Annotated in this window: 20 protein-coding genes and 1 tRNA gene; 6 read left to right on the top strand and 15 right to left on the bottom strand. The window is 68.1% G+C overall.

The features are described from left to right. Window positions 1-39: 39 nt before the first annotated feature. The 4 genes from fusA to ACFY10_RS38890 all read right to left on the bottom strand — a co-directional run bounded on the left by fusA (window position 40) and on the right by ACFY10_RS38890 (window position 3,846). Window positions 40-2,166 carry an elongation factor G gene (gene fusA / locus ACFY10_RS38905; RefSeq protein WP_390670021.1) on the bottom strand — a complete coding sequence of 709 codons (2,127 nt, stop codon included), beginning with the start codon at window positions 2,164-2,166 and terminating at the stop codon, window positions 40-42. A gap of 39 nt (window positions 2,167-2,205) precedes the next feature. Further along, on the bottom strand, window positions 2,206-2,676 hold the full coding sequence (gene rpsG, locus ACFY10_RS38900; RefSeq protein WP_003998848.1) for a 30S ribosomal protein S7: 471 nt from the start codon (window positions 2,674-2,676) through the stop codon (window positions 2,206-2,208). 2 nt (window positions 2,677-2,678) lie between these two features. After that, a complete protein-coding gene (rpsL, locus tag ACFY10_RS38895; protein ID WP_003948652.1) occupies window positions 2,679-3,050 on the bottom strand; it encodes a 30S ribosomal protein S12 in 372 nt (123 codons plus the stop codon). A 331-nt stretch (window positions 3,051-3,381) separates the two neighbouring features. After that, the gene (locus ACFY10_RS38890) at window positions 3,382-3,846 is read right to left on the bottom strand and encodes a DUF1707 and DUF4190 domain-containing protein (RefSeq protein ID WP_390670035.1); all 465 of its coding nucleotides are present in this window, start codon (window positions 3,844-3,846) and stop codon (window positions 3,382-3,384) included. A gap of 435 nt (window positions 3,847-4,281) precedes the next feature. Here ACFY10_RS38890 and ACFY10_RS38885 point away from each other — a divergent pair, with 435 nt between their 5' ends. From ACFY10_RS38885 to ACFY10_RS38860, 6 genes are all read left to right on the top strand, one after another. Beyond that, on the top strand, window positions 4,282-5,022 hold the full coding sequence (locus tag ACFY10_RS38885; protein ID WP_390670020.1) for a Crp/Fnr family transcriptional regulator: 741 nt from the start codon (window positions 4,282-4,284) through the stop codon (window positions 5,020-5,022). A 180-nt stretch (window positions 5,023-5,202) separates the two neighbouring features. After that, window positions 5,203-6,033, top strand: coding sequence for a hypothetical protein (locus tag ACFY10_RS38880; protein ID WP_390670019.1), 831 nt, complete (start codon window positions 5,203-5,205; stop codon window positions 6,031-6,033). Continuing rightward, a complete protein-coding gene (locus ACFY10_RS38875) occupies window positions 6,030-8,240 on the top strand; it encodes a hypothetical protein (protein ID WP_390670018.1) in 2,211 nt (736 codons plus the stop codon). The genes ACFY10_RS38880 and ACFY10_RS38875 overlap by 4 nt, the downstream gene beginning before the upstream one ends. Window positions 8,241-8,268: 28 nt before the next feature. Beyond that, a complete protein-coding gene (locus tag ACFY10_RS38870; protein ID WP_390670017.1) occupies window positions 8,269-9,792 on the top strand; it encodes a hypothetical protein in 1,524 nt (507 codons plus the stop codon). Beyond that, window positions 9,789-10,331, top strand: coding sequence for a Pycsar system effector family protein (locus tag ACFY10_RS38865; protein ID WP_390670016.1), 543 nt, complete (start codon window positions 9,789-9,791; stop codon window positions 10,329-10,331). Before ACFY10_RS38870 ends, ACFY10_RS38865 begins: the two co-directional genes overlap by 4 nt. Before the next feature lie 46 nt (window positions 10,332-10,377). Next, entirely contained in the window at window positions 10,378-11,574 is a 1,197-nt protein-coding gene (locus ACFY10_RS38860; protein WP_390670015.1) for a M48 family metalloprotease, read from the top strand. A 74-nt stretch (window positions 11,575-11,648) separates the two neighbouring features. Here ACFY10_RS38860 and ACFY10_RS38855 read toward each other — a convergent pair whose 3' ends face one another. The 11 genes from ACFY10_RS38855 to ACFY10_RS38805 form a co-directional block, all read right to left on the bottom strand. Continuing rightward, on the bottom strand, window positions 11,649-15,548 hold the full coding sequence (locus tag ACFY10_RS38855; RefSeq protein ID WP_390670014.1) for a DNA-directed RNA polymerase subunit beta': 3,900 nt from the start codon (window positions 15,546-15,548) through the stop codon (window positions 11,649-11,651). 100 nt (window positions 15,549-15,648) lie between these two features. Then, the gene (gene rpoB / locus ACFY10_RS38850; RefSeq protein ID WP_390670013.1) at window positions 15,649-19,134 is read right to left on the bottom strand and encodes a DNA-directed RNA polymerase subunit beta; all 3,486 of its coding nucleotides are present in this window, start codon (window positions 19,132-19,134) and stop codon (window positions 15,649-15,651) included. Window positions 19,135-19,692: 558 nt separating this feature from the next. After that, window positions 19,693-20,076: a 50S ribosomal protein L7/L12 gene (rplL, locus tag ACFY10_RS38845; RefSeq protein WP_186281297.1), complete on the bottom strand. Its 384-nt coding sequence runs from the start codon at window positions 20,074-20,076 to the stop codon at window positions 19,693-19,695. Between the two features lie 108 nt (window positions 20,077-20,184). After that, window positions 20,185-20,715, bottom strand: coding sequence for a 50S ribosomal protein L10 (gene rplJ, locus ACFY10_RS38840; RefSeq protein ID WP_390670012.1), 531 nt, complete (start codon window positions 20,713-20,715; stop codon window positions 20,185-20,187). A 279-nt stretch (window positions 20,716-20,994) separates the two neighbouring features. Beyond that, entirely contained in the window at window positions 20,995-21,852 is an 858-nt protein-coding gene (locus tag ACFY10_RS38835) for a DUF1396 domain-containing protein (RefSeq protein ID WP_390670011.1), read from the bottom strand. A 112-nt stretch (window positions 21,853-21,964) separates the two neighbouring features. Then, entirely contained in the window at window positions 21,965-22,897 is a 933-nt protein-coding gene (locus tag ACFY10_RS38830; protein WP_390670010.1) for a hypothetical protein, read from the bottom strand. 139 nt (window positions 22,898-23,036) lie between these two features. Then, on the bottom strand, window positions 23,037-23,762 hold the full coding sequence (rplA, locus tag ACFY10_RS38825) for a 50S ribosomal protein L1 (RefSeq protein ID WP_275775550.1): 726 nt from the start codon (window positions 23,760-23,762) through the stop codon (window positions 23,037-23,039). Between the two features lie 79 nt (window positions 23,763-23,841). Further along, a complete protein-coding gene (gene rplK, locus ACFY10_RS38820) occupies window positions 23,842-24,276 on the bottom strand; it encodes a 50S ribosomal protein L11 (protein ID WP_037858373.1) in 435 nt (144 codons plus the stop codon). Between the two features lie 177 nt (window positions 24,277-24,453). Beyond that, window positions 24,454-25,275 (bottom strand): transcription termination/antitermination protein NusG, encoded by an 822-nt coding sequence (gene nusG, locus ACFY10_RS38815; RefSeq protein ID WP_390670009.1) that lies wholly within the window; start codon window positions 25,273-25,275, stop codon window positions 24,454-24,456. 80 nt (window positions 25,276-25,355) lie between these two features. Continuing rightward, a complete protein-coding gene (gene secE, locus ACFY10_RS38810) occupies window positions 25,356-25,643 on the bottom strand; it encodes a preprotein translocase subunit SecE (protein ID WP_275775554.1) in 288 nt (95 codons plus the stop codon). Window positions 25,644-25,751: 108 nt separating this feature from the next. Beyond that, window positions 25,752-25,824: transfer RNA gene (locus tag ACFY10_RS38805), tRNA-Trp, on the bottom strand. Window positions 25,825-26,012 lie beyond the last annotated feature (188 nt).

The following is a 26,012-nucleotide window of genomic DNA, read 5'->3' as shown; positions in this document are numbered from 1 at the left end:
AGCCTAAGGCGTGTGAACGCGGTGCGATAACGCGGTGCGTTACTCGCCCTTGGCCTTCGCGATGATCTCCTCGGCGACGTTCCGCGGAACCTCGGCGTAGGAGTCGAACTGCATCGAGTAGCTTGCGCGACCCGACGTCTTGCTGCGGAGGTCTCCGACGTAGCCGAACATCTCCGAGAGGGGCACGAGGCCCTTCACGACGCGGGCACCGGCCCGCTCCTCCATGGCCTGGATCTGACCACGGCGGGAGTTGATGTCGCCGATGACCTCACCCATGTAGTCCTCGGGCGTGGTGACCTCGACGGCCATCATCGGCTCGAGCAGCACGGGGCTGGCCTTGCGCGCGGCCTCCTTGAAGGCCTGCGAACCGGCGATCTTGAAGGCGAGCTCGGAGGAGTCGACCTCGTGGTAGCCACCGTCGATGAGCGTGACGCGGACGCCCGTCATCTCGTAGCCGGCGAGGATGCCGAACTGCATGGCCTCCTGCGCACCGGCGTCCACCGAAGGGATGTACTCCTTCGGGATGCGGCCACCGGTCACCTTGTTCACGAACTCGTACGAGGCGTCGCCGCCCTCGATGGGCTCGATCGCGATCTGCACCTTGGCGAACTGACCGGTACCACCGGTCTGCTTCTTGTGGGTGTAGTCCACGCGCTCGACGGCCTTGCGGATCGTCTCGCGGTATGCGACCTGCGGCTTGCCGACGTTGGCCTCGACCTTGAACTCACGGCGCATACGGTCGACCAGCACCTCGAGGTGCAGCTCGCCCATACCACCGATGATGGTCTGGCCGGTCTCCTCGTCCGAGTGGACCTGGAAGGACGGGTCCTCCTCGGCCAGGCGCTGGATCGCGACGCCCAGCTTCTCCTGGTCGCCCTTCGACTTGGGCTCGATGGCGACCTGGATGACCGGCGCCGGGAAGTCCATGGACTCCAGGATCACCGGCTGCTTGTCGTCGCACAGCGTCTCACCGGTCGTGGTCTGCTTCAGACCCATGACGGCGATGATGTCGCCGGCGCCCACCGCCTCGATCTCCTCACGCTTGTTCGCGTGCATGCGGTAGATCTTGCCGATGCGCTCCTTCTTGCCCTTGACGGAGTTCAGCACCGAGGTGCCGGACTCCAGGCGGCCCGAGTAGACCCGGACGAAGGTGAGCTTGCCGAGGTGCGGGTCGCTCATGATCTTGAACGCCAGCGCGGACAGGGGCTCGTCCTCGGACGGCTTGCGCTTGACGACCGTCTCCGGGTCCTTGACGTCGTGGCCCTCGATGGCCTCGACGTCCAGGGGGGAGGGGAGGTAGCGCACGACCGCGTCGAGCAGGGGCTGGACGCCCTTGTTCTTGAACGCGGTGCCGCAGAACACCGGGGTGACCGTGGTGTCCTTGGACTTGCCGGACGCGATGGTGATACGACGGATCGCGGCGTACAGCTGCTCCACGGAAGGCTCTTCGCCCTCCAGGTACAGCTCCATGATCTCTTCGTCGTTCTCGGCGACGGTCTCGACCAGCTTGCCGCGGTACTCCTCGGCAGCCTCGACGTGCGTGGCCGGGATGTCGACGATGTCGTACATCTCGCCCTTGGTGGCCTCGGCGGACCACACGAACGCCTTCATCGTGACCAGGTCGACGACGCCCTTGAAGTCGGCCTCGGCACCGATCGGCAGCTGCATCACGATCGGCTGAGCGCCGAGGCGGTCAGAGATCATGTCGACGCAGCGGTGGAACTCGGCACCGGTCCGGTCGAGCTTGTTGACGAAGCAGATACGCGGAACGCCGTAGCGGTCCGCCTGACGCCACACCGTCTCGGACTGGGGCTCAACGCCGGCGACGCCGTCGAACACCGTCACGGCACCGTCGAGCACACGCAGGGAACGCTCCACCTCGACGGTGAAGTCGACGTGGCCCGGCGTGTCGATGATGTTGATGGTGTGGTCGACGTCTTCCAGCGGCCAGTGACAGGTGGTGGCAGCAGAGGTGATCGTGATGCCACGCTCCTGCTCCTGCTCCATCCAGTCCATGGTGGCAGCGCCGTCGTGGACCTCACCGATCTTGTAAGACACACCGGTGTAGAACAGGATCCGCTCGGTGGTGGTCGTCTTGCCCGCGTCGATGTGGGCCATGATCCCAATGTTGCGGACCTTGGCCAGGTCAAGTGAAGTGGTAGCCATAAGGCTTCAGTCTTCTCTCGGTCTCGATGTGGGTAGCGACTACCAGCGGTAGTGCGCGAAGGCCTTGTTGGACTCGGCCATCTTGTGCGTGTCCTCGCGCTTCTTGACGGCCGCACCGAGGCCGTTCGAAGCGTCGAGAAGCTCGTTGAGCAGACGCTCGGTCATGGTCTTCTCGCGACGGGCGCGGGAGTAACCGACCAGCCAGCGCAGCGCCAGGGTGTTGGCGCGGCCGGGCTTGACCTCGACCGGCACCTGGTAGGTGGCGCCACCGACACGGCGGGACTTGACCTCGAGGGTCGGCTTGATGTTCTCGAGAGCGCGCTTGAGCGTGATGACCGGGTCGTTGCCGGTCTTCTCGCGCAGGCCCTCCATGGCGCCGTAGACGATGCGCTCGGCGGTGGAGCGCTTGCCGTTCAGCAGCACCTTGTTGATGAGCGACGTGACCAGAGGAGAACCGTAGACCGGGTCGATGATGACCGGGCGCTTCGGGGCGGGGCCCTTACGAGGCATTTCTACTTCTCCTTCTTGGCGCCGTAGCGGGAACGGGCCTGCTTGCGGTTCTTGACACCCTGGGTGTCGAGGGAGCCACGGATGATCTTGTAGCGAACACCCGGCAGGTCCTTCACACGGCCGCCGCGCACGAGCACGATGGAGTGCTCCTGCAGGTTGTGTCCCTCACCCGGAATGTAGGCCGTGACCTCGATCCCGCTGGTCAGACGCACACGCGCGACCTTACGCAGGGCCGAGTTCGGCTTCTTCGGGGTGGTCGTGAACACACGCGTGCAGACGCCACGACGCTGAGGGGAACCCTCGAGTGCGGGCGTCTTGTTCTTCTCGACCTTGTCCTGCCGGCCCTTACGGACCAGCTGCTGGATCGTAGGCACTACTTCTCCGGTTTCTGTGTGCCGATAGGTGAAGCTAACCTGGAACGTCGCCGACCCACGCGGTCGGGTGTGTCGAATCCGGCAGACTCTCGCCGCGAGGCGAAAAGGGCGCAGATTACGGTGGCCAATGACGGCTCGCTATGCGGTTGAAGGCACGCACGAGAGCCAGGGCACACCCCAGGCACAAGGTCTGAGCGTACCTACCTCATTCGCTGTGGTCAAAACAAATGGGCCGCGCCCGCATCGGCGTGCGGTGCATGTCAAGACCCAGTACCGTACGCGATCTTCGAATCCACCGTCCGCGGTCCTCGGCGCCGGGCGTTCGCGCAGGTCAGCCGGAGGACGCCAACCCAGCCGCGATGAGGATGGTGATGATCAGTGCCCATCCGGCGACCGACAGCCAGCCCAGGACCAGCCCGGTCATCGCCATGCCCTCACCGCGCTCGCCGGTGCGCTGCATTTCGCTGCGGGCGGAGTGACCGAGGATGACCGCGGGGATACCGGTGAGACCGGCGGTGAAGAGCGTGAGCAGCCCGCAGACCATGGAGCCGACCGCCTTGCCGTTCGTCGGCGGCGGGGCCGGGAGAAAGGTCGCGGGCACGGGCGGAGCGGCCTGAGCGACCGGCACGGGGCCCTGCGGCAGGTCGGCGACCAGGAGGGCCAGCTCCCCCACCGTGCGGGCCGCGTACGCCCGTGCCACCCTCCGGTCGAACTCCCCCTTCTCCAGCCGCCCCTCTCCGTACCCCGCCCGGAGCACGTCCACGGCGCGTTCACGGTCGGCGTGGGAGGCGAGCATGGACGGCGCGGTGTGCCCCTGCCAGGTCTGTCCGAAGCCCTGGGCCGGCGGCGAGGCACCCTGCCACGCCTGCGGGAGGCCGTGCTGCCCCTGCTGCGGGGCCCGCTGCCAGGGCCGCGGGGGTACGTCCTGGTCCGACTGCGGGACGTCATGCCCCTGCTGCGAGTCCCCCTGCCCCGACTGCCAGGGCTGCCACGACGGATTGGACACGAGTACCTCCCCGAACCCCCGAGTCCCTCCATGATGCGCCGAACCGGCATTTCCGGCACAGACCGCGTCGCGGAACGCTCTCCCGCCCACGCTCTCCCCCTGGTCCGTGCCCTCTCCGCACCGGCCGCAGATCATTTCGCGTCGTTGGCTGGTTCGCGCCCTTTCCGGTCCGGCGGTCTTGCGCTTTCAGTACCTTGATCCGTCCGCTGCGAGGGGAATCGGGGGATGAGCGTGACGAGAGCGGTGGTGCACTCACCGGACGACGGGGGCCTGGACGACCGGGTGCCCTTTCTGGCACGGCTGGAGAGCGAGGACCGTTCGGTGCTGCTGGCACTCGGCCGGCAGCTGGACTTCGCGGCGCGCATGGTTCTCATCCACCAGCACGAGCCCTCCTCGCACGTCCTGTTCCTGGTGCACGGCTGGACCAAGGTGACGGCCGCGGCGGCCAACGGCTACGAGGCGCTGCTCGCGCTGCGCGGGCCCGGCGACATCGTCGGCGAGTCCGCGGCGCTCACGGGGCGGCCTCGGTCGGCGACGGTGACCGCGCTGGAGCCGGTGCGGGCGGTGGCCGTGGAGCACGAGCGTTTCAAGGACTTCCTGGGCCGCTCCCCCGCCGTGTCCTTCGCCCTCCTCGGCCTGACCGCGGACCGCACCCGGGCGGCCGACCGGCGCCGGCTGGAGTTCGCGTCGATGAGCGTGCGGGAGCGTTTCGCCGTGCTCCTGCTGGACCTGGCCCGCACCCACGGCCGCCGCACGGAGGAGGGCATCGAACTCGCCGTACCGCTGAGCAAGCAGGAGCTGGCGGGCTCGGTGGGCGCGTCCCGGGAGATGGTGCAGCGGCTGCTGCGGGAGCTGCGCGACAAGGAGGCGGTGGTGACGGGGCGCCGGGCGCTGTTGATACGGCGGCCGGATGTGCTGCGGCGGATCGCGGCGGCGGCGCCTCCATCCAGCCCGTCCGGCGATTGAGGACGAAGCCGTTCAGGCCGAAGGGGGGTCTGGAGGCACAGCCCCCAGGGGCGGTACCTGTCCCAGACGGCCCTTCTGTGTACACGGTCACAGTTCGACTGCGTCATCCGCCCTCACCGCCCGGGTCGCGCGGGCGCCACTCTGGCGCCCTGCACCGCACACCCCCTCGGAGAGGCGACCATGAACGACCCCGTGAGCCGCACGATCCTGTTGCTGGACATCGAGAGGTTCAGCGACCGGGACGACGTGGAGCAGGCCTATCTGCGGCGCATGCTCTACGACATCACCGACCGCGCGCTGGAGAGCGCCGGCATCGACGAGACACTGCGGCTGCGGGCCGACCGCGGGGACTCGGTGATGGAGCTCATCGACGCGAGCGCATCGGTCACGGCGTTGCTGCGCAGCCTGCTCACGGAGGTGCCGGCGCAGCTGCGGGCGGTCAACAGGATGGCGTCCAGCTCCGCGCAGATCCGGCTGCGAGGGGTCGTCGCCACCGGCTGGGTGGCCGTGGACCAGCTCGACGGCTGGGTCGGCTCCGACCTGAACCACGCCTGCCGGCTGCTGGATGCGCACGTGCTTCGCGCCGCACTGCGCGAGCGCCCCGACGACTTCGCGCTGTGCGTCTCGGACCCCCTGTACTCCGGGGTCGTACGGCACGACCACACCGGGATCCCGAAGGCGGAGTTCCACGCGGTGACGGTGGACAGCAAGAACGGCCCGCTGAGGGCCTGGCTGCACGGCCCGGTGCCGGCCGGTGCGGCGAGTGAGGACCACGGTGACACGGGGGCGGGGGAGGCGTCGGGCGGTTCGGGGGACCGCCCGACGCCGCGGGTCCCCCCGCAGGGCGGCCCGGCGCCGGACCGGGGAGCCCCGGCGCCGGGCCCTGTCTTCAACGGCAACGTCACCATCGGCGGCGGCACGGTGAGCGGCGACCAGAACAACGTCACCGGCAACCAGATCACCGGGGACTTCAACTTCGGTGGTGGCCGCAGGCGGGGTGAGGGCTCGTGAGCACGCCCGAGCAGCAGCCCCCGGCGGGCGGCGCCGGCCCCGCGCCGGACCAGCCGCAGGCCGACCCGGCCCCGGCCGACGAGGCCCGAAGAGAGGGCACGGACGACGAGTCCGAGGAGCGCGACCAGCCGCAGGACGCCTGGGCGGCCCGCCGGGACCTGGTCGACCACAGCCCACGGAGCATGAGCTTCGGCGCGCAGGCACGCTTCGGCGGCGGCACGGTGGGCGGCGACCAGAACAACGTCACCGGCAACCAGGTCAGCGGCGACGTGATCATGGGCAGCAAGACGGAGGTCTACCAGTTCTCGATACCCGGGTTCTCGGCGCCGTCGTCCGCCTCCGGCGAGGTGCCCGGGGCCACCCTGGAGCGGCTGGCCGAGCGCTTCGTCGCCGACGAGGAGGTCGTCGCCGCTCTCCTCGACCGGCTGCGCCGCGACCGCGTCCTCATCCTGTCCGGTGCCCGCTTCACCGGCCGGCGCACGGCCGCGCTGATGCTTCTGCACCGCCTCGGCGTCTCCTCGGTGCGCACCCTGGACCGCGACACCGGCCCGAGCGCTCTCGCCGAACGGGTCGCCGCGACGGAGACCGACGAGGACCCGTCCCGCGGATACGTCCTGTGCGACCTGGCCACCCGGCGCGACCGCCCGCTGCGCGAACCGCATCTGCTCGCCGCCCGCGACCGGCTCGGCGAGCACGGCTACCTGATCATCACGGTCGACCCCACCGCCGTACTGGAGGACGTGCCGTTCACCGTCGCCTGGCGCCCGCCCGCCGCCGCCGACGTCCTCGCCGCCCACCTGAGCACCCGCACCGACGCCGAGACCGCCGCCAAGCTGCTCGAACTCCCAGATGTCACCGAGTTCCTGGGCCGCAGTCACCAGCTGCGCGAGGTCGCCGCCTTCGCGCAGCAGCTCGCCCGGTACGCGGCCGGGGAGGCGGGTGCGGACACGGTGGCGCAGTTCTCGCTCGTGTCGCTGGAGAGCCAGGTCCAGGAGTGGTTCGAGGAGGACGAGGCCTCGATCCATCTGCGGGACAAGGCGTTCCTGGTGGCCCTCGCCGCCTTCGACGGCGGCCCGTACGCCCTCACCGCCGAGGTCAGCGACCTGCTGTACCGCCTCCTCCAGGAGACCTGGAACCGGTCCCTCGTCCCCGAGGTCCCCGTCTTCGGCACGCACATCGGCAAGCGCCTCCAGCTGGCCCGCGCGGAGAAGTTCGAGGAGGACGAGCACACCGAGTGGGGGCCGGTGCCCCAGCGGAAGGCCAGGTTCCTCGACGAGCGGGTCTCCCTGGTGCTGCTGCGCGAGGTGTGGCTCGGCCATCCGTCCGCCCGGCCCGCGCTGATCGCCTGGCTGCGCCGCCTCGCCGACGACGGCCGCCCGCTGGTCCGTACCCGCGCCGCGTCCACCGTCGCGGTCCTCGCCCGCACCGATCTGCCCTCGGCGATGGCGCTGGTCATCGAGCCCTGGGGCACCTCGAAGCGGTTCCGGCACCGGCTGGTCGCGGTCAACGCGCTCACCCTCGCCCATCTCATCGGCACGCCCTACGTCCCGCGCATCCTCGACGGCTGGTGCGAGGGCGACGACCCGCGGCTGTGCTGGGTGGCCGTACGGGCGTACGGGCTGATCGGGCCGGAGCGGCCGGAGCAGGCGCTCGCCGCGCTGCGCAAAGCGGTCCGCAGGCTGTACGAGGCCGATCCCGACGACCTCGACGGCGAGATGGCGGGCGAACTCGCCGAAGCCGTCGAGCTGTTGCTGCTCTCCCCCGCCGGCGACCGGGTCCTGGCCGAACTGCGCGAGCACCTCGACGACGACCGCGCCGTGCACGACCTGGCGCTCGGCGGCTTCGTGAACGCCTGCCACCGCACACAGGACGGCGAGCGGTACGGCAACCCGCTGGTCCTCGACTGGTACGCCCGCACCGCCCACGAGGACGGCGAGCCCGCGCACACCATTCCCGCGCTGTGGCGGGCGGCCCTGGCCGACCCCCGCTCCACCCGGCACGCACTCGACGTGCTGCGCGACTGGGTGCTGATCGCCGACCGGGCCACGGCCACCGAGTGGGCGCTGGCCGCGCTGCTGCCGCGGCTCGTCACCACGCCCGCCGAGCACGACCGGCTGAGCCATCTGCTGCGGACGATGCCGGGCGAGGACGGCAAACCCCCGCCCGACGTCGCGGCCCGCCTGCTGGCGGTCCTCCCGCCCCGCTGACCTGCACATCCCCGAGGAGAAACGCACCATGCCCGCTTTCAACCGCCCGCCCGAGTGGCAGCAGCAGGCGGACCGGCACACCCAACTGGTCGACCCGGTGCTCACCGTGCGCCAGCTGGGCCGCTTCGACTTCAACCTCAAGTCGCTGGTCCGCATCGACCACGCCCTGGTCTTCTCCACCCCGAAGGGCGGCTACGACCCGTATCTGCCGCCCCGGCGGCCCACGCGCAGCGAGATCGCGGCGAAGCGGTACACGGCCGTGTACGAGGTGGACATGGGCGTGCACCCGTTCTCCGCGGAGCTCGCCCTGCCCAGCGACAACGACGCGTTCGAGTTCACGGCAGCCGTCGACCTGTCCTGGCAGGTCCTCGACCCGGCCCGGTTCGTGGCCAGCGGGCACCGGGACGTGCCGGCGCTGGTCCTGGGCGAACTGCAGCAGGCGGCCCGGCCGGTGACCCGGCGCTTCGCCATCCCCGACAGCGCGGACGCCGAGCGCGAACTGCTGCAGGCGGTCACCGTGCTGGGGCCGCTCGGGGCGCCCGCGGGACTGCAGGTGACCTGGACGCTGCGACTGCGGCGCGACCAGGAGAACATCGACCACCAGCGCCGGCTCCAGGCCATCGACCACTCCGCCGCCGAGCAGATCCGGGCGGCCGAGCAGGGCATGAAGATCGACGTCGAGGTGGACCGCCGCAACAGGCAGCAGGACCAGCTCCAGATCGGACGGGCCACGGACTACGGCCGTCAGCAGCAGGAGCTGATCCTCCAGCAGCAGCGCTGGCAGCACGAGCAGGCGATGCTGGCGAGCGGGCAGCAGCACCAACTCGCCCTGCAGCAGGGGCAGCAGATGATCGAGCTGCAGGCCATCGAGGCCGAGAAGATCAAGTTCTACCAGTGGCATCTGCAGCAGGGCGGCGTCCACGCCTGGGCCCTCCACCTCGCCCAGCACCCCGAGGACTCCCGCCTGGTCATGACCAGCATGCGCGAGGACCAACTCCGCATGATCCAGGCCCAGATGGACCTGGTGAGCCAACTCCTCAGCGGCGACACGGCCGAGAGCTACGAGCTGGAGGGTCCCAAGCAGCTCGCCCTGCGCACGGTCAGCGACATCCTCAACCAGCGCCTGCCGGGGGTCCCGCAGACCCCGCCGCTCATCGCACCGCAGGGCGATGGACCGGCCTACCCCGGCGCACCGAACGATCACCCGCCGGGCAACCAGCCTCCGCCCCAGGTGATGCCGGGAGCTGAGACACCTCCCCCGCAGACCCCGCAGACCCCTGCACCTCCGAGCCCTCAGGCACCCCCCGCCGCGGCCGCCCCCGGCACCCCGCCCTGGCAGCCGCCCGCGCCGTACACCCCACCGCCCCCGCTCTCCGGCCCGTACCCCGGCGTCCCCGCCCCGCCGGCCACCCCGCCGCAGACCCCTGCCTGGCAGCCCCCGCCCGGCTACGGCAGCACCCCGACCCTGCCCACGCAGGCGCCGCCGCCCGACCAGGCTCCCCAGGACGACCCGGCCGACACGGACAACTCCCCGGAGACAAGCGGCACATGACCACCACCGACCCGTCGCCCGCATGCGCGCCCGCCGCCTCCGCCTCCGCCGAACGCATACGGCTCTGCGAGCGTCTCCTCACCGATCTGCGCACCGAGATCGCGCGCGCCGACAGCAAGGCCTCCGTACTGGTCGCCGCGCTCGGCATGACGGCCGGCGTGTTCAGCGGACTGCTCGCCGGACGGGGCTGGACCCCGTCGGCGCTGTCCACCGCGGGCACCGCGCTGTGGTGGTCCGGGACGCTGTCCCTCACCGTCTCTCTCTTCGCCATGCTGCTGGCCGTACTCCCGCGCTTCCGCTCCGCGGCGTGGGTCCCGGGACAGCCCCTGACCTACTTCGGCGACATCCGACAGGCCGTACAGCAGGGCCACTTGGAGTCCGCGCTCGCCGACACGGAACAGAACCCCCTGGCCGGTCTGACCGTGGCCCTCACCGAGGCGAGCCGCCTCGCCGCCCGCAAGCACCAGTGGATCCGTGCCGGCCTGATCGCCTTCTGCGTCGGCACGGTCCTGCTGCCCGCGTCCCTGCTGCTCGGCTGAGCCGCCGCACCGACGTCCCCGACTGAAGCAACCACTAGGAACCGCCATGACCCAGCAGCCACCGGAGTATCCCCAGTACCCGACGCAGCCGCCCCAACCGTCGGTGCCGCCGCAGTACCCGCAGTCGGCCCAGCCTCCCCAGTATCCGCAGGCACCGCAGTACCCCGCTCAGACACCTCCCGCACCTTCCGCGCCGCCCCAGTACCCGCAGGCCGCCCAGGCCCCGCAGTACCCCAGGACCCCGCCTCCCGCGCCCTCCGCGCCGCCCACGCCCCCCGATCCCACCGCCCACCCGCACCACATCAGCACCGACCACGGCCGCGTCCACATCCGCCGCGACCAGCGCCGCACCGACGCCACCGCCGTCAGCAGCCTGCTGCTCCACCTGCCGAACTTCCTGTGCAGCCTGTTCGTCGTCGGTCTCGTCTCGCTGCTCTTCGGCGGCTTCGGCATCGTCGTGGTGCTGGCCTGGCTCGCCAGCGGCGCACTCGTGTTCCACCGCCCCACGGAAAGCGCCGTCGCGCGCCATCTGCTCCGTCTGCGCTACCCCACGCCACAAGAACGAGCCAAACTCGAACCGGTCTGGCGCGAGGTCACGGCCCGCGCCGGCATAGACGCCCGCAACTACGAGCTGTGGGTGGAGGACAGCGACAGCCTGAACGCGGTCGCCGCGGCCGGCCACATCGTCGGCGTCACCCGCTTCGCCATGAACCAACTGCCCAACGGCGAACTCGCCGCCGTCATGGCGCACGAGCTGGGCCATCACGTCGGCGGCCACGCCTGGTCCGGGCTCCTCGGCTACTGGTACGCGCTGCCCGGCCGGATCGCCTGGCGCGTCCTGAAGGCGTTCTCCGGCTTCGTGTTCAAGGTGTCGCGCTCGTTCGGCTGCTTCGGCATCGGCTTCATCGTGCTGGTTATCGGCAGCATCGCCCTGGCGACCATCAGCTCGCTGTACGGTCTGCCCCTGCTCGTCCTGGCCATGCCGTACGCGCTGGCCGCCGTCGGCCGGCGCTCCGAGCTGCGGGCCGACGAGCACGCGGCCGCGCTGGGCTTCGCCCCGATGCTGGCCGCCGTACTCGACAAGCTGCACCAGCAGGAGCAGCACGCCGAGGCCGCCCTCACGGCGGCGAACGGCGGTGTGCAGCTGGAGGAGAGCGCGCTCAGCAAGCTGCTCTCCTCGCACCCGGACCACTACACGCGGCTGCACCATCTGCAGCCGTATCTCCAGCAACCGCCGTACTGACGGACGACACCCGCACACGCCGAAGGGCGGTCACCCCGCAACGGGGTGACCGCCCTTCAACTCAAGCTGCTCGCTTACTGGTTGTACGGACCGTAGTCGTAGTCCTCCAGCGGAACGGCCTGGCCGGAGCCGGTGCCGAACGGCGAGTAGTCGATGTCGTCGTAGCCGACGGCCGAGTACATCGCGGCCTTGGCCTCCTCGGTCGGCTCGACCCGGATGTTGCGGTAGCGGGACAGGCCCGTACCGGCCGGGATGAGCTTACCGATGATGACGTTCTCCTTGAGGCCGATCAGGGAGTCGGACTTGGCGTTGATCGCCGCGTCCGTGAGGACCCTGGTCGTCTCCTGGAAGGACGCCGCCGACAGCCACGACTCGGTCGCCAGCGAGGCCTTGGTGATACCCATCAGCTGCGGACGGCCGGAGGCCGGGTGGCCGCCTTCCTGGACCACGCGACGGTTCTCGACCTCGAACTTCGAGCGCTCGACCAGCTCGCCGGGCAGCAGCTCGGCGTCGCCGGACTCGATGATCGTCACACGGCGGAGCATCTGCCGGATGATGATCTCGATGTGCTTGTCGTGGATCGACACACCCTGCGAGTTGTAGACCTTCTGGACCTCGCCGACCAGGTGGACCTGGACGGCACGCTGGCCCAGGATGCGCAGCACGTCGTGCGGGTTGGTGGCACCCACGGTGAGCTTCTGGCCCACCTCGACGTGCTCGCCCTCGCTGACCAGAAGACGGGCACGCTTCGAGATCGGGAACGCCGTCTCGTCGCTGCCGTCGTCCGGGGTGACGACGATCTTCTTGGTCTTCTCGGTCTCCTCGATCCGGACGCGGCCGTTGGCCTCGGAGATCGGGGCGACACCCTTCGGCGTACGAGCTTCGAAGAGCTCGACGACACGGGGCAGACCCTGGGTGATGTCGTCACCGGCCACACCACCGGTGTGGAAGGTACGCATCGTCAGCTGGGTACCGGGCTCACCGATGGACTGGGCGGCGATGATGCCGACCGCCTCACCGATGTCGACCAGCTTGCCGGTGGCCAGCGAGCGGCCGTAGCAGAAGGCACAGGTGCCGACCTGGGACTCGCAGGTCAGGATCGAACGGGTCTTGACCTCCTCGACACCGTGGTGCACCAGCTGGTCGATGAGCACGTCGCCCAGGTCCACGTTGGCCGGCGCGATCACCTTGCCGTCGATGACGACGTCCTCGGCGAGCATGCGGGCGTAGACGCTGGTCTCGACGTCGTCCGCCTTGCGCAGCACACCGTCGGCGCCGCGGTTGGCGATCCGCAGCTTCAGACCGCGCTCGGTGCCGCAGTCCTCCTCGCGGATGATGACGTCCTGCGAGACGTCCACCAGACGACGGGTCAGGTAACCCGAGTCGGCGGTACGCAGGGCGGTGTCCGCCAGACCCTTACGGGCACCGTGCGTGGAGATGAAGTACTCCAGCACGGACAGGCCCTCACGGAAGGACGCCTTGATCGGACGCGGGATGGTCTCGTTCTTCGCGTTCGACACCAGACCGCGCATACCGGCGATCTGCCGCATCTGCATCATGTTTCCTCGGGCACCCGAGTCAACCATCATGAAGATGGGGTTGGTCTTGGGGAAGTTCTCGTTCATCGCCTCGGCGACCTCGTTGGTCGCCTTGGTCCAGATCGCGATGAGCTCCTGCGTGCGCTCTTCCTTGGTGATCAGACCGCGCTCGTACTGCTTCTGGACCTTCTCGTCCTGCGCCTCGTAGCCCTTGACGATCTCCTTCTTCGCCTCGGGAACGACGACGTCGGAGATGGCCACGGTGACACCGGAACGGGTCGCCCAGTAGAAGCCGGCCGCCTTCAGGTTGTCGAGCGTCGCCGCCACGATGACCTTGGGGTAGCGCTCGGCCAGGTCGTTGACGATCTCGGAGAGCTGCTTCTTGCCCACCGAGTAGTCGACGAACGGGTAGTCCTCGGGCAGCAGCTCGTTGAAGAGCGCGCGGCCCAGGGTCGTCCGCAGGCGGAAGGTGTCACCCTGCTGCCACTCCGGCTCGCCCTCTTCGCGGGCCGGCGGGGTCCAGCCGCGCGGCGGGATGGTGCCCACCGGGAAGCGGATGTCGATCGCCGACTGCAGCGCGAGCTCGCTGGCGTCGAACGCCATGATCGCCTCGGCCGTGGAGCCGAAGGACCGGCCCTCGCCCTTGACGTCACGCAGCTCGCCGTCGGTGGTGAGGAAGAACAGACCGAGGACCATGTCCTGGGTCGGCATCGTCACCGGACGGCCGTCCGCGGGCTTGAGGATGTTGTTCGAGGACAGCATCAGGATGCGGGCCTCGGCCTGCGCCTCCGCGGACAGCGGCAGGTGCACGGCCATCTGGTCACCGTCGAAGTCCGCGTTGAACGCGGTGCAGACGAGCGGGTGGATCTGGATGGCCTTGCCCTCGACCAGCTGCGGCTCGAAGGCCTGGATGCCGAGGCGGTGCAGGGTGGGAGCACGGTTCAGCAGAACCGGGTGCTCGGCGATGACCTCTTCGAGGACGTCGTACACGACCGTGCGGCCGCGCTCCACCATGCGCTTGGCGCTCTTGATGTTCTGCGCGTGGTTCAGGTCCACCAGGCGCTTCATCACGAACGGCTTGAAGAGCTCCAGCGCCATCGCCTTCGGCAGACCGCACTGGTGCAGCTTCAGCTGCGGACCGACGACGATCACGGAACGCGCGGAGTAGTCCACACGCTTGCCGAGCAGGTTCTGACGGAATCGACCCTGCTTGCCCTTCAGCATGTCGCTGAGGGACTTCAGCGGGCGGTTACCGGGACCGGTGACCGGGCGACCACGACGACCGTTGTCGAACAGTGCGTCGACGGCCTCCTGGAGCATGCGCTTCTCGTTGTTCACGATGATCTCGGGCGCACCGAGGTCGAGAAGGCGCTTCAGTCGGTTGTTGCGGTTGATCACACGGCGGTACAGGTCGTTCAGGTCGGAGGTCGCGAAGCGGCCACCGTCCAGCTGCACCATCGGGCGAAGGTCCGGCGGGATGACCGGGACGCAGTCGAGGACCATGCCCTTGGGGCTGTTGGAGGTCTGCAGGAAGGCAGACACGACCTTCAGCCGCTTCAGGGCGCGGGTCTTCTTCTGGCCCTTGCCGGTGCGGATGATCTCGCGGAGGCGCTCGGCCTCCTCCTCGAGGTCGAAGGACTCCAGGCGCTTCTGCAGCGCCGCGGCACCCATCGAGCCGTCGAAGTACGTGCCGAAGCGGTCACGCAGCTCGCGGTAGAGCAGCTCGTCGCCCTCGAGGTCCTGGACCTTGAGGTTCTTGAACCGGGTCCACACCTCGTCGAGGCGGTCGATCTCGCGCTGCGCACGGTCGCGCAGCTGCTTCATCTCACGCTCGGCACCCTCGCGCACCTTGCGGCGCACGTCGGCCTTGGCGCCCTCGGCCTCGAGCTCGGCCAGGTCGGACTCGAGCTTCTTGGCACGGGCCTCGAGGTCGGCGTCACGCCGGTTCTCGACCTGCTGACGCTCCACGGAGACATGCGCCTCCAGGGAGGGCAGGTCGCGGGTACGGCGCTCCTCGTCGACGTACGTGATCATGTACGCCGCGAAGTAGATGACCTTCTCGAGGTCCTTGGGAGCCAGGTCCAGCAGGTAGCCCAGACGCGACGGGACACCCTTGAAGTACCAGATGTGCGTGACGGGAGCGGCCAGTTCGATGTGGCCCATCCGCTCACGGCGCACCTTGGCGCGAGTCACCTCGACGCCGCAGCGCTCACAGATGATGCCCTTGAACCGGACACGCTTGTACTTGCCGCAGTAGCACTCCCAGTCCCGGGTCGGACCGAAGATCTTCTCGCAGAAGAGTCCGTCCTTTTCGGGCTTGAGGGTGCGGTAGTTGATGGTCTCGGGCTTCTTGACCTCGCCGTGGCTCCACTGACGGATGTCGTCAGCGGTGGCCAGACCGATCCGGAGCTCATCGAAGAAGTTGACGTCGAGCACTATGCGTCAATCCCTCTCAGGGTTGTAAGTCTTGGGGTCTGAAACGGGGGTCCAGGGGCCAGCCGGAGGTTCCTCACCAGGACCTCCGGCCGGACTCCCGTCAGACCTCTTCGACGCTGCTCGGCTCGCGCCGGGACAGGTCGATGCCGAGCTCTTCCGCAGCGCGGAAGACGTCCTCGTCGGTGTCGCGCATCTCGATGGACATGCCGTCCGAGGACAGCACCTCCACGTTGAGGCACAGGGACTGCATCTCCTTGATGAGCACCTTGAAGGACTCGGGGATGCCGGGCTCGGGGATGTTCTCGCCCTTGACGATGGCCTCGTAGACCTTCACGCGGCCGGTGACGTCGTCGGACTTGATGGTCAGCAGCTCCTGGAGGGCGTACGCGGCGCCGTAAGCCTCCAGCGCCCACACCTCCATCTCGCCGAACCGCTGGCCACCGAACTGGGCCTTACCACCCAGCGGCTGCTGGGTGATCATCGAGTACGGGCCGGTCGAACGCGCGTGCAGCTTGTCGTCGACCAGGTGGTGCAGCTTCAGGATGTACATGTAGCCGACCGAGATCGGCTCCGGGAACGGCTCGCCGGAGCGGCCGTCGAACAGCGGCGCCTTGCCGGACGGGAGCACCATGCGCTCGCCGTCGCGGTTCGGGATGGTGTGGTTCAGCAGACCCGCGAGCTCGTCCTCGCGCGCACCGTCGAAGACGGGGGTCGCGACGTTCGTGCCCGGGTCGACCTGGTCGGCGCCGATGACCTGCAGGCGCTGCGCCCACTCGTCGGCGAGACCGGAGACGTCCCAGCCGCGGCTGGCGAGCCAGCCGAGGTGGATCTCCAGCACCTGTCCCGGGTTCATTCGGGACGGCACACCCAGCGGGTTGAGGATGATGTCGACCGGAGTTCCGTCCTCGAGGAACGGCATGTCCTCGATCGGAAGGATCTTCGAGATGACACCCTTGTTGCCGTGACGGCCGGCGAGCTTGTCACCGTCGGTGATCTTGCGCTTCTGCGCCACGTACACGCGCACCAGCTGGTTCACACCGGGGGGAAGCTCGTCGCCCTCCTCGCGGTCGAAGACGCGGACGCCGATGACCTTGCCGGTCTCGCCGTGCGGCACCTTCAGCGAGGTGTCACGGACCTCACGGGCCTTCTCACCGAAGATCGCGCGCAGCAGGCGCTCCTCGGGGGTCAGCTCGGTCTCACCCTTGGGGGTCACCTTGCCGACGAGGATGTCGCCGGCGATGACCTCGGCACCGATACGGATGATGCCGCGCTCGTCGAGGTCGGCGAGGACCTCCTCGGAGACGTTCGGGATGTCCCGGGTGATCTCCTCGGGGCCGAGCTTGGTGTCACGGGCGTCGACCTCGTGCTCCTCGATGTGGATCGAGGAGAGGACGTCGTCCTGCACGAGGCGCTGCGACAGGATGATCGCGTCCTCGTAGTTGTGACCCTCCCACGGCATGAACGCCACGAGCAGGTTCTTGCCCAGCGCCATCTCGCCGTTCTGGGTGGCCGGACCGTCGGCCAGGACCTGGCCCTCGATGATCCGGTCGCCCTCGTTGACGATGACCTTCTGGTTGACCGAGGTGCCCTGGTTGGAGCGGGCGAACTTGGCCAGGCGGTACGTGATGTACGTGCCGTCGTCGTTGGCGGTGGTGATGTAGTCCGCGGAGACCTCCTGGACCACACCCGCCTTCTCGGCCTTGACCACGTCGCCGGCGTCGACGGCGGAGCGGTACTCCATGCCGGTGCCGACGAGCGGGGACTCGGACTTAATCAGGGGCACGGCCTGACGCATCATGTTCGCGCCCATGAGGGCACGGTTGGCGTCGTCGTGCTCGAGGAACGGGATCATGGCGGTCGCGACCGACACCATCTGGCGCGGCGAGACATCCATGTAGTCCACGTCGTCACCGGCGACGTAGTCGACCTCACCGCCACGGCGGCGGACGAGAACACGGTTCTCGGCGAACCGCATGTCGTCCGAGAGCGTGGCGTTGGCCTGCGCGATGACGAAGCGGTCCTCCTCGTCGGCCGTCAGGTAGTCCACCTCGTCGGTGACCTGACCGTCGACGACCTTGCGGTACGGCGTCTCCACGAAACCGAACGCGTTGACGCGGCCGTAGGAGGCGAGCGAACCGATCAGACCGATGTTCGGGCCTTCGGGGGTCTCAATCGGGCACATACGGCCGTAGTGAGACGGGTGCACGTCACGGACCTCGAAGCCGGCCCGCTCACGGGAGAGACCACCCGGGCCAAGAGCCGACAGACGGCGCTTGTGGGTGAGACCCGACAGCGGGTTGTTCTGGTCCATGAACTGCGACAGCTGGCTGGTGCCGAAGAACTCCTTGATGGAGGCGACGACCGGCCGGATGTTGATCAGGGTCTGCGGCGTGATCGCCTCGACGTCCTGAGTCGTCATGCGCTCACGGACGACGCGCTCCATACGAGCCAGACCCGTGCGGACCTGGTTCTGGATGAGCTCGCCGACGCTGCGCAGACGACGGTTGCCGAAGTGGTCGATGTCGTCGGTCTCGACGACGATCGTGCCGCCGCTGTCGCCGGTCGTCTCGGTCTCGCCGGCGTGCAGCTTGACCAGGTACTTGATCGTCGAGATGACGTCCTCGACGGTCAGGATGCCCGCGTCGAGCGGAGCGTCCGCACCGAGCTTCTTGTTGACCTTGTAGCGGCCGACCTTGGCGAGGTCGTAACGCTTCGGGTTGAAGTACAGGTTCTCGAGCAGCGTCTGCGCGGCCTCACGGGTCGGGGGCTCGCCCGGACGCAGCTTGCGGTAGATGTCGAGCAGCGCGTCGTCCTGGCCCTGGGTGTGGTCCTTCTCCAGGGTGGCGCGCATCGACTCGTACTCGCCGAACTCCTCCAGGATCTGCTCGGTCGTCCAACCGAGAGCCTTGAGCAGAACGGTCACGGACTGCTTGCGCTTGCGGTCGATGCGCACACCGACCATGTCGCGCTTGTCGATCTCCATCTCCAGCCAGGCACCCCGGGACGGGATGATCTTGGCGGAGAAGATGTCCTTGTCGGACGTCTTGTCGATCGAGGAGTCGAAGTAGACACCGGGCGAACGGACCAGCTGCGACACCACGACACGCTCGGTGCCGTTGATGACGAACGTGCCCTTGTTCGTCATGAGCGGGAAGTCGCCCATGAAGACCGTCTGCGACTTGATCTCGCCGGTCTCGTTGTTGGTGAACTCAGCCGTCACGAAGAGCGGAGCGGCGTACGTGAAGTCGCGCTCCTTGCACTCGTCGATGCTGTTCTTCGGCGGCTCGAAACGGTGGTCGCGGAACGTCAGCGACATCGACCCGGAGAAGTCCTCGATCGGAGAGATCTCCTCGAAGATCTCCTCCAGACCGGACTTCGTGGGGACGTCCTGACCGGACTCAAGAGCCGCCTCGACCCGACTCTGCCAGGCGGTGTTCCCGAGCAGCCAGTCAAAGCTCTCGGTCTGCAGCGCGAGCAGGTTGGGAACCTCGAGGGGCTCCTTGATCTTTGCAAAGGAGATGCGCAGCGGGGCGGTGCTGGCGCCGTTGTTCGTATTCGCGGTCGAGGCAGTGCGCGAGGCGGCCAAGAGGGGGTCCTTCCGAGGGCTCGGACTCACTACGCGCGTACCGGTCCCTCTCCTGCACACAGAGACAGGACCCCCTGATTTGGCCGAAAGGCCAAGTCAGAGACGTTCTGATCGTCGGTGCTCAAGCGAGGGCATGCCCCTGGTGACGGGCAGGGGACAGCTAACAGGCAGCGCAAAGGGTCAGTGTAGCCACTCGGCACACTGATGTCCAGCCCCGGTTTTCTGAGACCCTCGTTGTTCTCAACACCTGCGGCAAGCCCACGCCCTCAATGCACGTTGATACTGCCCTCTTCGTCGTCGATCCATGCCTCGGATTCGGATCCTTGTGACGACGCGTCCTGAGAATTGCGCGCTGCGTGCGGTTCGTCAAGGCCCCCATGGCCCAAACCACATACCACCTGGGGTGCTTGGAGCAACGACGAAGATCACCATACTCCGCACACCCGCGGGTGCAAGGCAGCCACCGCCCGACGCCCAGGAACGCCGAAGAGCGACCACCCGGATGGATGATCGCTCTTCAGCGCTTGAGCGTTACAGGCCCGGTGGGCCTGAGAGGTGTTACTTGACCTCGACGGAGGCGCCGGCGCCCTTGAGGGACTCGGCGGCCTTCTCGGCGGCGTCCTTGGCGACCTTCTCGAGAACGGGCTTCGGGGCGCCGTCCACGAGGTCCTTGGCCTCCTTCAGACCCAGGGAGGTCAGCTCACGCACGACCTTGATGACCTGGATCTTCTTGTCGCCGGCGCCGGTGAGGATGACGTCGAACTCGTCCTTCTCCTCGGCAGCCTCGGCCGGGGCGGCCGGACCGGCCGGGCCGGCAACGGCGACCGCGGCGGCGGCGGTGACGTCGAACTTCTCCTCGAACGCCTTCACGAACTCGGAGAGCTGGATGAGGGTCATGCCCTCGAACTCGGCGAGCAGTTCGTCCTGGGTGAGAGCCACGATGGCTTCCCTTCACTAATTTCGGCTGGTGCCGGTGTGTACATGTCTGGCGGGCGTACGTTCGGCCCGCTGTGACCGTCGCCTCAGGCGGCGGTCAATGCGCGAGCCGAGTTACTCGGCACCGCCCTGCTCGTCCTGCTTGGCGCGAAGCGCGTCCACGGTGCGGACGAGCTTCGACGGGAGCGCCTGGAAGACCTGAGCAGCCTGCGTCTGCTTGCCCTTCAGGGCGCCCGCCAGCTTGGCGAGCAGAACCTCGCGGGACTCGAGGTCCGCAAGCTTCTTGATCTCGTCGGCGGACAGCGCCTTGCCGTCAAGGACACCGCCCTTGATGACGAGGTTCGGGTTGTCCTTGGCGAAGTCACGAAGACCCTTCGCCGACTCCACCGGGTCACCGGTGATGAAGGCGACCGCCGTCGGACCGTTGAACAGGTCGTCGAGCGTGTTGATCCCGGCCTCGTTGGCCGCAATCTTGGTCAGCGTGTTCTTCACCACGGCGTACTGGGCGTTCTCACCGAGCGAACGACGCAGCGTCTTGAGCTGCGCCACGGTGAGACCCCGGTACTCGGTCAGCACGGCGGCGTTCGAGCTGCGGAACTGGTCCGTGAGCTCGGCTACCGCGGCAGCCTTGTCGGGCCTTGCCATGAGCGTCGGCCTCCTTCCGGGTGATGACGACCGCTCGGAAGGGGCTGGGGAAACGAAACGCCCCGGCGCAGGCGCACGGGGCGTAGCTCGACCGGGCACTCACAGCACAAGCTGCGAACTCCGGGAGCACTTCCACAGTCACCTGCGCGGGTCGTCCGCAGTTCAGCGGATCCTTCGGCCACCGCACCCTCCAGGAGCGCACGGCAACGACCAGCGGTCTTTGGCTTCTCCAGGAGGGTACGTGACCGGATCGCCGTCAAGCAAATCCGGTCCTACGGCTCAGCTCTGCGCGCCCTTCAGCATCTCGGCGAGGTCGGCCGTCTCCTTGGCCGGCGGGGCGGTGACCTTCACCGGCTGGTTGATGTCGAGGAAGGTGATCGTCATGTCGAGCGGGCCCTTGTCGGCCTCGCCGCGCATCCGGAACTGCTTGGTGTGGTCGTCGCCGTCGACCCACATGTCCATGGTCATCGAGTCGATGCCCATCTTCTTGTACTGCTCGAGGCTCTTCTCCCGCTGCTCCCGGACGGTCTTGTTCCCGCCCTTGAGGGAGGCCTTGAGGGCGTCGACGGTGACCGTGCCCCTGTAGTGGGTGGTCTTCACGCCGTCGACGGTCTCGGTGCCGACCTTCTTCACGTCCTTGGAGCCGGTGAGGAAGGTGGACTCGCTCGCGGGGTTCTTCTCGGCCTGGCCGGCGCCCAACTGATCCGCGTTCAGCTCCTTGCCCGCGCCGAGCGCGGACAGGTCGAACTTGATCCAGCTCTTGCCGTCCATCTCCTTGGCCATCTGCGCGTTCCCGCCGATGTACATGGCCTTGTCGACGAGACGGATCTCGACCGGGCCCTTGGTGGCCTGGTCCTGGGCCGTCATCTTCATGCTCATGGCCAGCGGCTTCATGCTCATCGCGGCCTCGCCGGAGACCCGGCCCTCGCCCGGGACCTTGCCCGCCATCTTGTAGCGCAGGGACGTGATGCCCTCGCTGTTCTTCGCCGCCTTGGCGACGGCCGCAGCGGGCGTCATCGCGGGCGACTTGTCCGCTGCGCCCTTCTGACAGCCGACGGCTCCCCCGGCGAGCAGCAGGGCGGCAAGCCCGGCGCCCGTCGCTCTACGGCGCGCTGAACCACGTACAGAAGACCCCATTTGATTCCCCCCAAAGGAAATGCATGGCCGATACACAACAAGGACGAGAGCCTAGCCCCAGGAGGTTGCAGGAGTCTTCTGTATTCCCGCCGGCATCAGGAGCCCCCTGGCCTCAAGAGGTGCTGTCGGACCCGCTCGAGGTGTCGCTGCTGCCCGGTGTCATCCCCTGCTTCTTCAGCAGCTGCTTGAAGTCCTCGGTGTCGCCGGCCGGCGGCTTGGTGGCGGAGACCTTCACGCCGTAGTCGCTGTAGTACGCGGTCTGGGTGTAGGCGCCGTTCGCTGTCTGGCCCTTCTCGGCCTTCTTGACCAGCAGGTTCTGGCCGTCGACCCAGATGTCGACGGTCTCGGTGGTCACGCCGGCCTTGGTGAGCTGCTTCTTCAGCGCGGCGAGCTGGCTCGCGCTGAGATCGGTGTTCTTGGCGGTGAGGCCCGCGACATCCACCGTGCCGGAGTAGTGCGTGGTGTTCACGCCGCGCACCTTCTCCGTGCCGGCCTTCTTGACGTCACCGGAGGCCAGCAGGAGCTTCACCGACTGGTTGGGCGTGGTGTTCTGCATCTGGTCCTTGAGGGCCGTACCGGATGCGCCGGCGAGACCCTCCAGGTCGGAGTACCCGTACCTGATCCAGTGCTTGCCGCCCGACTGCTGGGCGAACTTGTCGCCCATCTTCGCGTAGTAGGCGTCAGGGAGGTAGCGGGCCTCCATCGACGTGCTGCCGAGCCGGCGCATCAGGTCGGCCGCCGTGCCACCGGTGTACGTGATCGTCACGGTGCCGGTGATGCCGTTCCCCCAGCCGAGGGCGCCGTCGGCCTTCATGGACATCACGGAGCCCAGGGTGGTCGTGGACTCGACCTTGGCGGAGTCGGCGCCGTCGGTGGACTTCTCGGCGGTGCGCAGGGCCGCTATGGGGCTGATGTGCGTCGCGCCCTTGCCGGAGGCCTTGTCGCCCTTGCCGGAGGAGTCCGAGGAGCTGCAGGCGGCCACCCCCGACAGCGCGGTCACCACCGCGATCGAAAGGCTCACGCGGCGCACGGTCGTGCTCTTCATTCGTCCCCCACCCCTGTGCGATTGCCGTGCCCGCACGCTAACGCAGGGCACTGACACACGTCCGGGAAAGGAACGAGCCCCGCACCTCGAAAGGTTGCGGGGCTCGCCTCAGTTACGCGTACGCGCGACTGCCGTCGGATCAGACGGCGGCCGGGTCCTCCTCGACGAGGAGGTTGCGGGTGCGGTTGGAGTCGACCGGAATGCCGGGGCCGATCGTGGTGCTGATCGCGGCCTTCTTGATGTAGCGACCCTTGGCGGCGGACGGCTTCAGACGGAGGATCTCCTCCAGCGCCGCCGCGTAGTTCTCCACCAGCTTGGTGTCGTCGAAGGACACCTTGCCGATGATGAAGTGCAGGTTCGAGTGCTTGTCGACGCGGAACTCGATCTTGCCGCCCTTGATGTCGTTGACGGCCTTCGCCACGTCCGGGGTCACGGTGCCGGTCTTGGGGTTCGGCATGAGACCACGGGGACCGAGCACACGGCCGAGGCGGCCGACCTTGCCCATGAGGTCCGGGGTGGCGACGACGGCGTCGAAGTCCAGGCGGCCCTTCGAGACCTCGTCGATCAGTTCGTCGGAGCCGACGATGTCGGCGCCGGCGGCCTCCGCGGCCGCAGCACGGTCACCGGTCGCGAAGACCAGGACCCGGGCGGTCTTACCGGTGCCGTGCGGAAGGTTCACGGTGCCACGGACCATCTGGTCGGCCTTGCGCGGGTCGACACCCAGGCGGAAGGCGACCTCGACGGTGCCGTCGAACTTGGTCGTGGAGGTCTCCTTGGCGAGACGGACGGCCTCGAGCGGGGCGTAGAGCTTGTCCCGGTCGACCTTGGCGTCCGCAGCGCGGAGAGACTTGCTGCGCTTGCTCACTACTGCTCCTGTGTGTTCTTGAGGAGTCGTGGTTCGGGCCGAGCAGGCCCTGCCACTTCTACTGCTGGGGGATTGGGGCTCAGCCCTCGACCGTGATGCCCATGGAACGGGCGGTGCCGGCGATGATCTTCGACGCGGCGTCCAGGTCGTTGGCGTTGAGGTCGGGGAGCTTGGTCTGGGCGATCTCGCGGACCTGCGCCTCGGTGATCTTGGCGACCTTGGTCTTGTGCGGCTCGCCGGAGCCCTTCTCCACACCCGCGGCCTTGAGGATCATCTTCGCGGCCGGCGGCGTCTTGGTGACGAAGGTGAAGGAACGGTCCTCGTAGACCGTGATCTCCACCGGGATCACCCAGCCACGCTGCGACTCGGTCGCGGCGTTGTACGCCTTGCAGAACTCCATGATGTTGACGCCGTGCTGACCCAGCGCGGGGCCGACCGGCGGAGCCGGGTTCGCCGCACCGGCGTTGATCTGGAGCTTGATGAGCCCCGTGACCTTCTTCTTCTTGGGAGGCATTGCTCTCCGGGTCCTTTCGATTGAGGCGTGCCTCCGCCCGGGTCGCGTCCCGGATGAAGGCATACCGCACAACGATAACGGGTATGGATGCGCGGCTAAAAACCGAGCAGGTCAGACCGGCTACGAGAGCCCGCCTGACCTGCGCGGAAGCGGTGCGTCCAGAAGCTGCCAGTTCTTCTAGTTCTTCTGGATCTGGTCGAAGGAGAGCTCGACCGGCGTCTCGCGGCCGAAGATCTCCACCAGGCCCTTGACCTTCTTCGAGTCGGGGTTGATCTCGTTGATGGTCGCCTGGAGCGTGGCGAAGGGGCCGTCGGTGACGGTGACCGAGTCGCCGACCTCGAAGTCCAGCACCTGGACCTCGACCTTGCGCTGCGGGGCGGGCTTGCCCTCGGCCTCGGCGGCCTCGCGGGCGGCCTTCTCCTCGGCCTCCGGGGCGAGCATCTTGACGATCTCGTCCAGGGTCAGCGGGTACGGGTCGTAGGCGTTGCCCACGAAGCCGGTGACGCCAGGAGTGTTGCGGACGACACCCCAGGACTCGTTCGTCAGGTCCATGCGGACGAGAACGTAGCCCGGGAGCTTGTTCTGCTTGATCGTCTTGCGGTCGCCGTTCTTGATCTGGACGACCTCTTCCTGCGGCACCTCGGCCTGGAAGATGTAGTCCTCGACGTTCAGCGAGACGGCGCGCTGCTCCAGGTTGGTCTTCACGCGGTTCTCGTAACCGGCGTAGGTGTGGATGACGTACCACTCGCCGGGCAGGGAGCGCAGCTCCTCGCGGAGGGCCTCGACCGGGTCGACCGGCTCGGGCTCCTCCTCGACGGCCTCCTCGGCGAGCTCTTCCTCGTCCACGACCTGGAGGGCGGCCTCCTCGGCCGGCTCCCCCGCCTCGGCCTCGGCAGCCTCGAACTCGTCCTGTTCGTCCGCGCCCTCGACGATGTCGAGCTCGTCGTCCACGGACTCGTCCGGCTCGATGGCGTCGTCGTTCAGGTTCGTGTCAGACACGGTGGCTGCTTCTTCCTGGATACATAGGGGTGGAACATGCGAAAGGGGCGCCGGGTACCTCGGCGCCCTTCGCTCTCGGCTCAGCCGAAGACGTACTTGGCCGCGTGGTTGAGCCCATAGTCAATCACGGTCACCAGGGCGATCATGACGGTGACGAAGAAGATCACCACGGTCGTGTACGACGTCAGCTGGTTACGCGTGGGCCAGACGACCTTGCGGAGCTCTGCGATGACCTGGCGGTAGAAGAGGGCAAGCCTCTTGAACGGGCCCTTCTTGGCCCGCTTGCCGCCCTTGCGGGCCTTCTTCTGTGACTCCTGCGCCTCGTCCTGGGCATCAGGCGTGTCGATGGAGCCCACGGCGTCCGCCATTCGTCCTCACCTGTTCCCGGGTCGTGGCCGTGCCGCGCCCGGTCTGAGCCGCACGGCGTTGCATTGCTGTACGTACATGCGCACACATCCTGGCGAAGGTGTGTGTAGCAGGGCCGGAGGGACTTGAACCCCCAACCGCCGGTTTTGGAGACCGGTGCTCTACCAATTGAGCTACGACCCTTTGTGTGTCCCCCAACGTACCGCATCCGACCGGGTGCTCGGTGTGCACCGTCTGCGGCGCGGCAGTTGATGGCCAACGAGGTGAGAGTGTACGTGGTCCGGAGCGCATCGTCGAACAGAAAGCGCCCGTAGGGGCCTTGGCGGAGGAAGATCGCCGGAAAACCGATGGAAGATCACCCAGGCCACTGG

Source organism: Streptomyces sp. NPDC001401, assembly GCF_042895385.1.
Lineage (GTDB): Bacteria > Actinomycetota > Actinomycetes > Streptomycetales > Streptomycetaceae > Streptomyces.
Note: the sequence above shows the minus strand (reverse complement) of the source record. Positions and strands in the feature narration are given on the sequence as shown.

Bases quoted from the DNA above. Each gene is read 5' to 3' on its own strand.
- fusA (WP_390670021.1), bottom strand. From the start codon at position 2,166: ATGGCTACCACTTCACTTGACCTGGCCAAGGTCCGCAACATTGGGATC.
- rpsG (WP_003998848.1), bottom strand. From the start codon at position 2,676: ATGCCTCGTAAGGGCCCCGCCCCGAAGCGCCCGGTCATCATCGACCCG.
- ACFY10_RS38890 (WP_390670035.1), bottom strand. From the start codon at position 3,846: ATGCTCGCCTCCCACGCCGACCGTGAACGCGCCGTGGACGTGCTCCGG.
- ACFY10_RS38885 (WP_390670020.1), top strand. From the start codon at position 4,282: ATGAGCGTGACGAGAGCGGTGGTGCACTCACCGGACGACGGGGGCCTG.
- ACFY10_RS38880 (WP_390670019.1), top strand. From the start codon at position 5,203: ATGAACGACCCCGTGAGCCGCACGATCCTGTTGCTGGACATCGAGAGG.
- ACFY10_RS38870 (WP_390670017.1), top strand. From the start codon at position 8,269: ATGCCCGCTTTCAACCGCCCGCCCGAGTGGCAGCAGCAGGCGGACCGG.
- ACFY10_RS38865 (WP_390670016.1), top strand. From the start codon at position 9,789: ATGACCACCACCGACCCGTCGCCCGCATGCGCGCCCGCCGCCTCCGCC.
- ACFY10_RS38860 (WP_390670015.1), top strand. From the start codon at position 10,378: ATGACCCAGCAGCCACCGGAGTATCCCCAGTACCCGACGCAGCCGCCC.
- rplJ (WP_390670012.1), bottom strand. From the start codon at position 20,715: ATGGCAAGGCCCGACAAGGCTGCCGCGGTAGCCGAGCTCACGGACCAG.
- ACFY10_RS38835 (WP_390670011.1), bottom strand. From the start codon at position 21,852: ATGGGGTCTTCTGTACGTGGTTCAGCGCGCCGTAGAGCGACGGGCGCC.
- ACFY10_RS38830 (WP_390670010.1), bottom strand. From the start codon at position 22,897: ATGAAGAGCACGACCGTGCGCCGCGTGAGCCTTTCGATCGCGGTGGTG.
- rplK (WP_037858373.1), bottom strand. From the start codon at position 24,276: ATGCCTCCCAAGAAGAAGAAGGTCACGGGGCTCATCAAGCTCCAGATC.
- secE (WP_275775554.1), bottom strand. From the start codon at position 25,643: ATGGCGGACGCCGTGGGCTCCATCGACACGCCTGATGCCCAGGACGAG.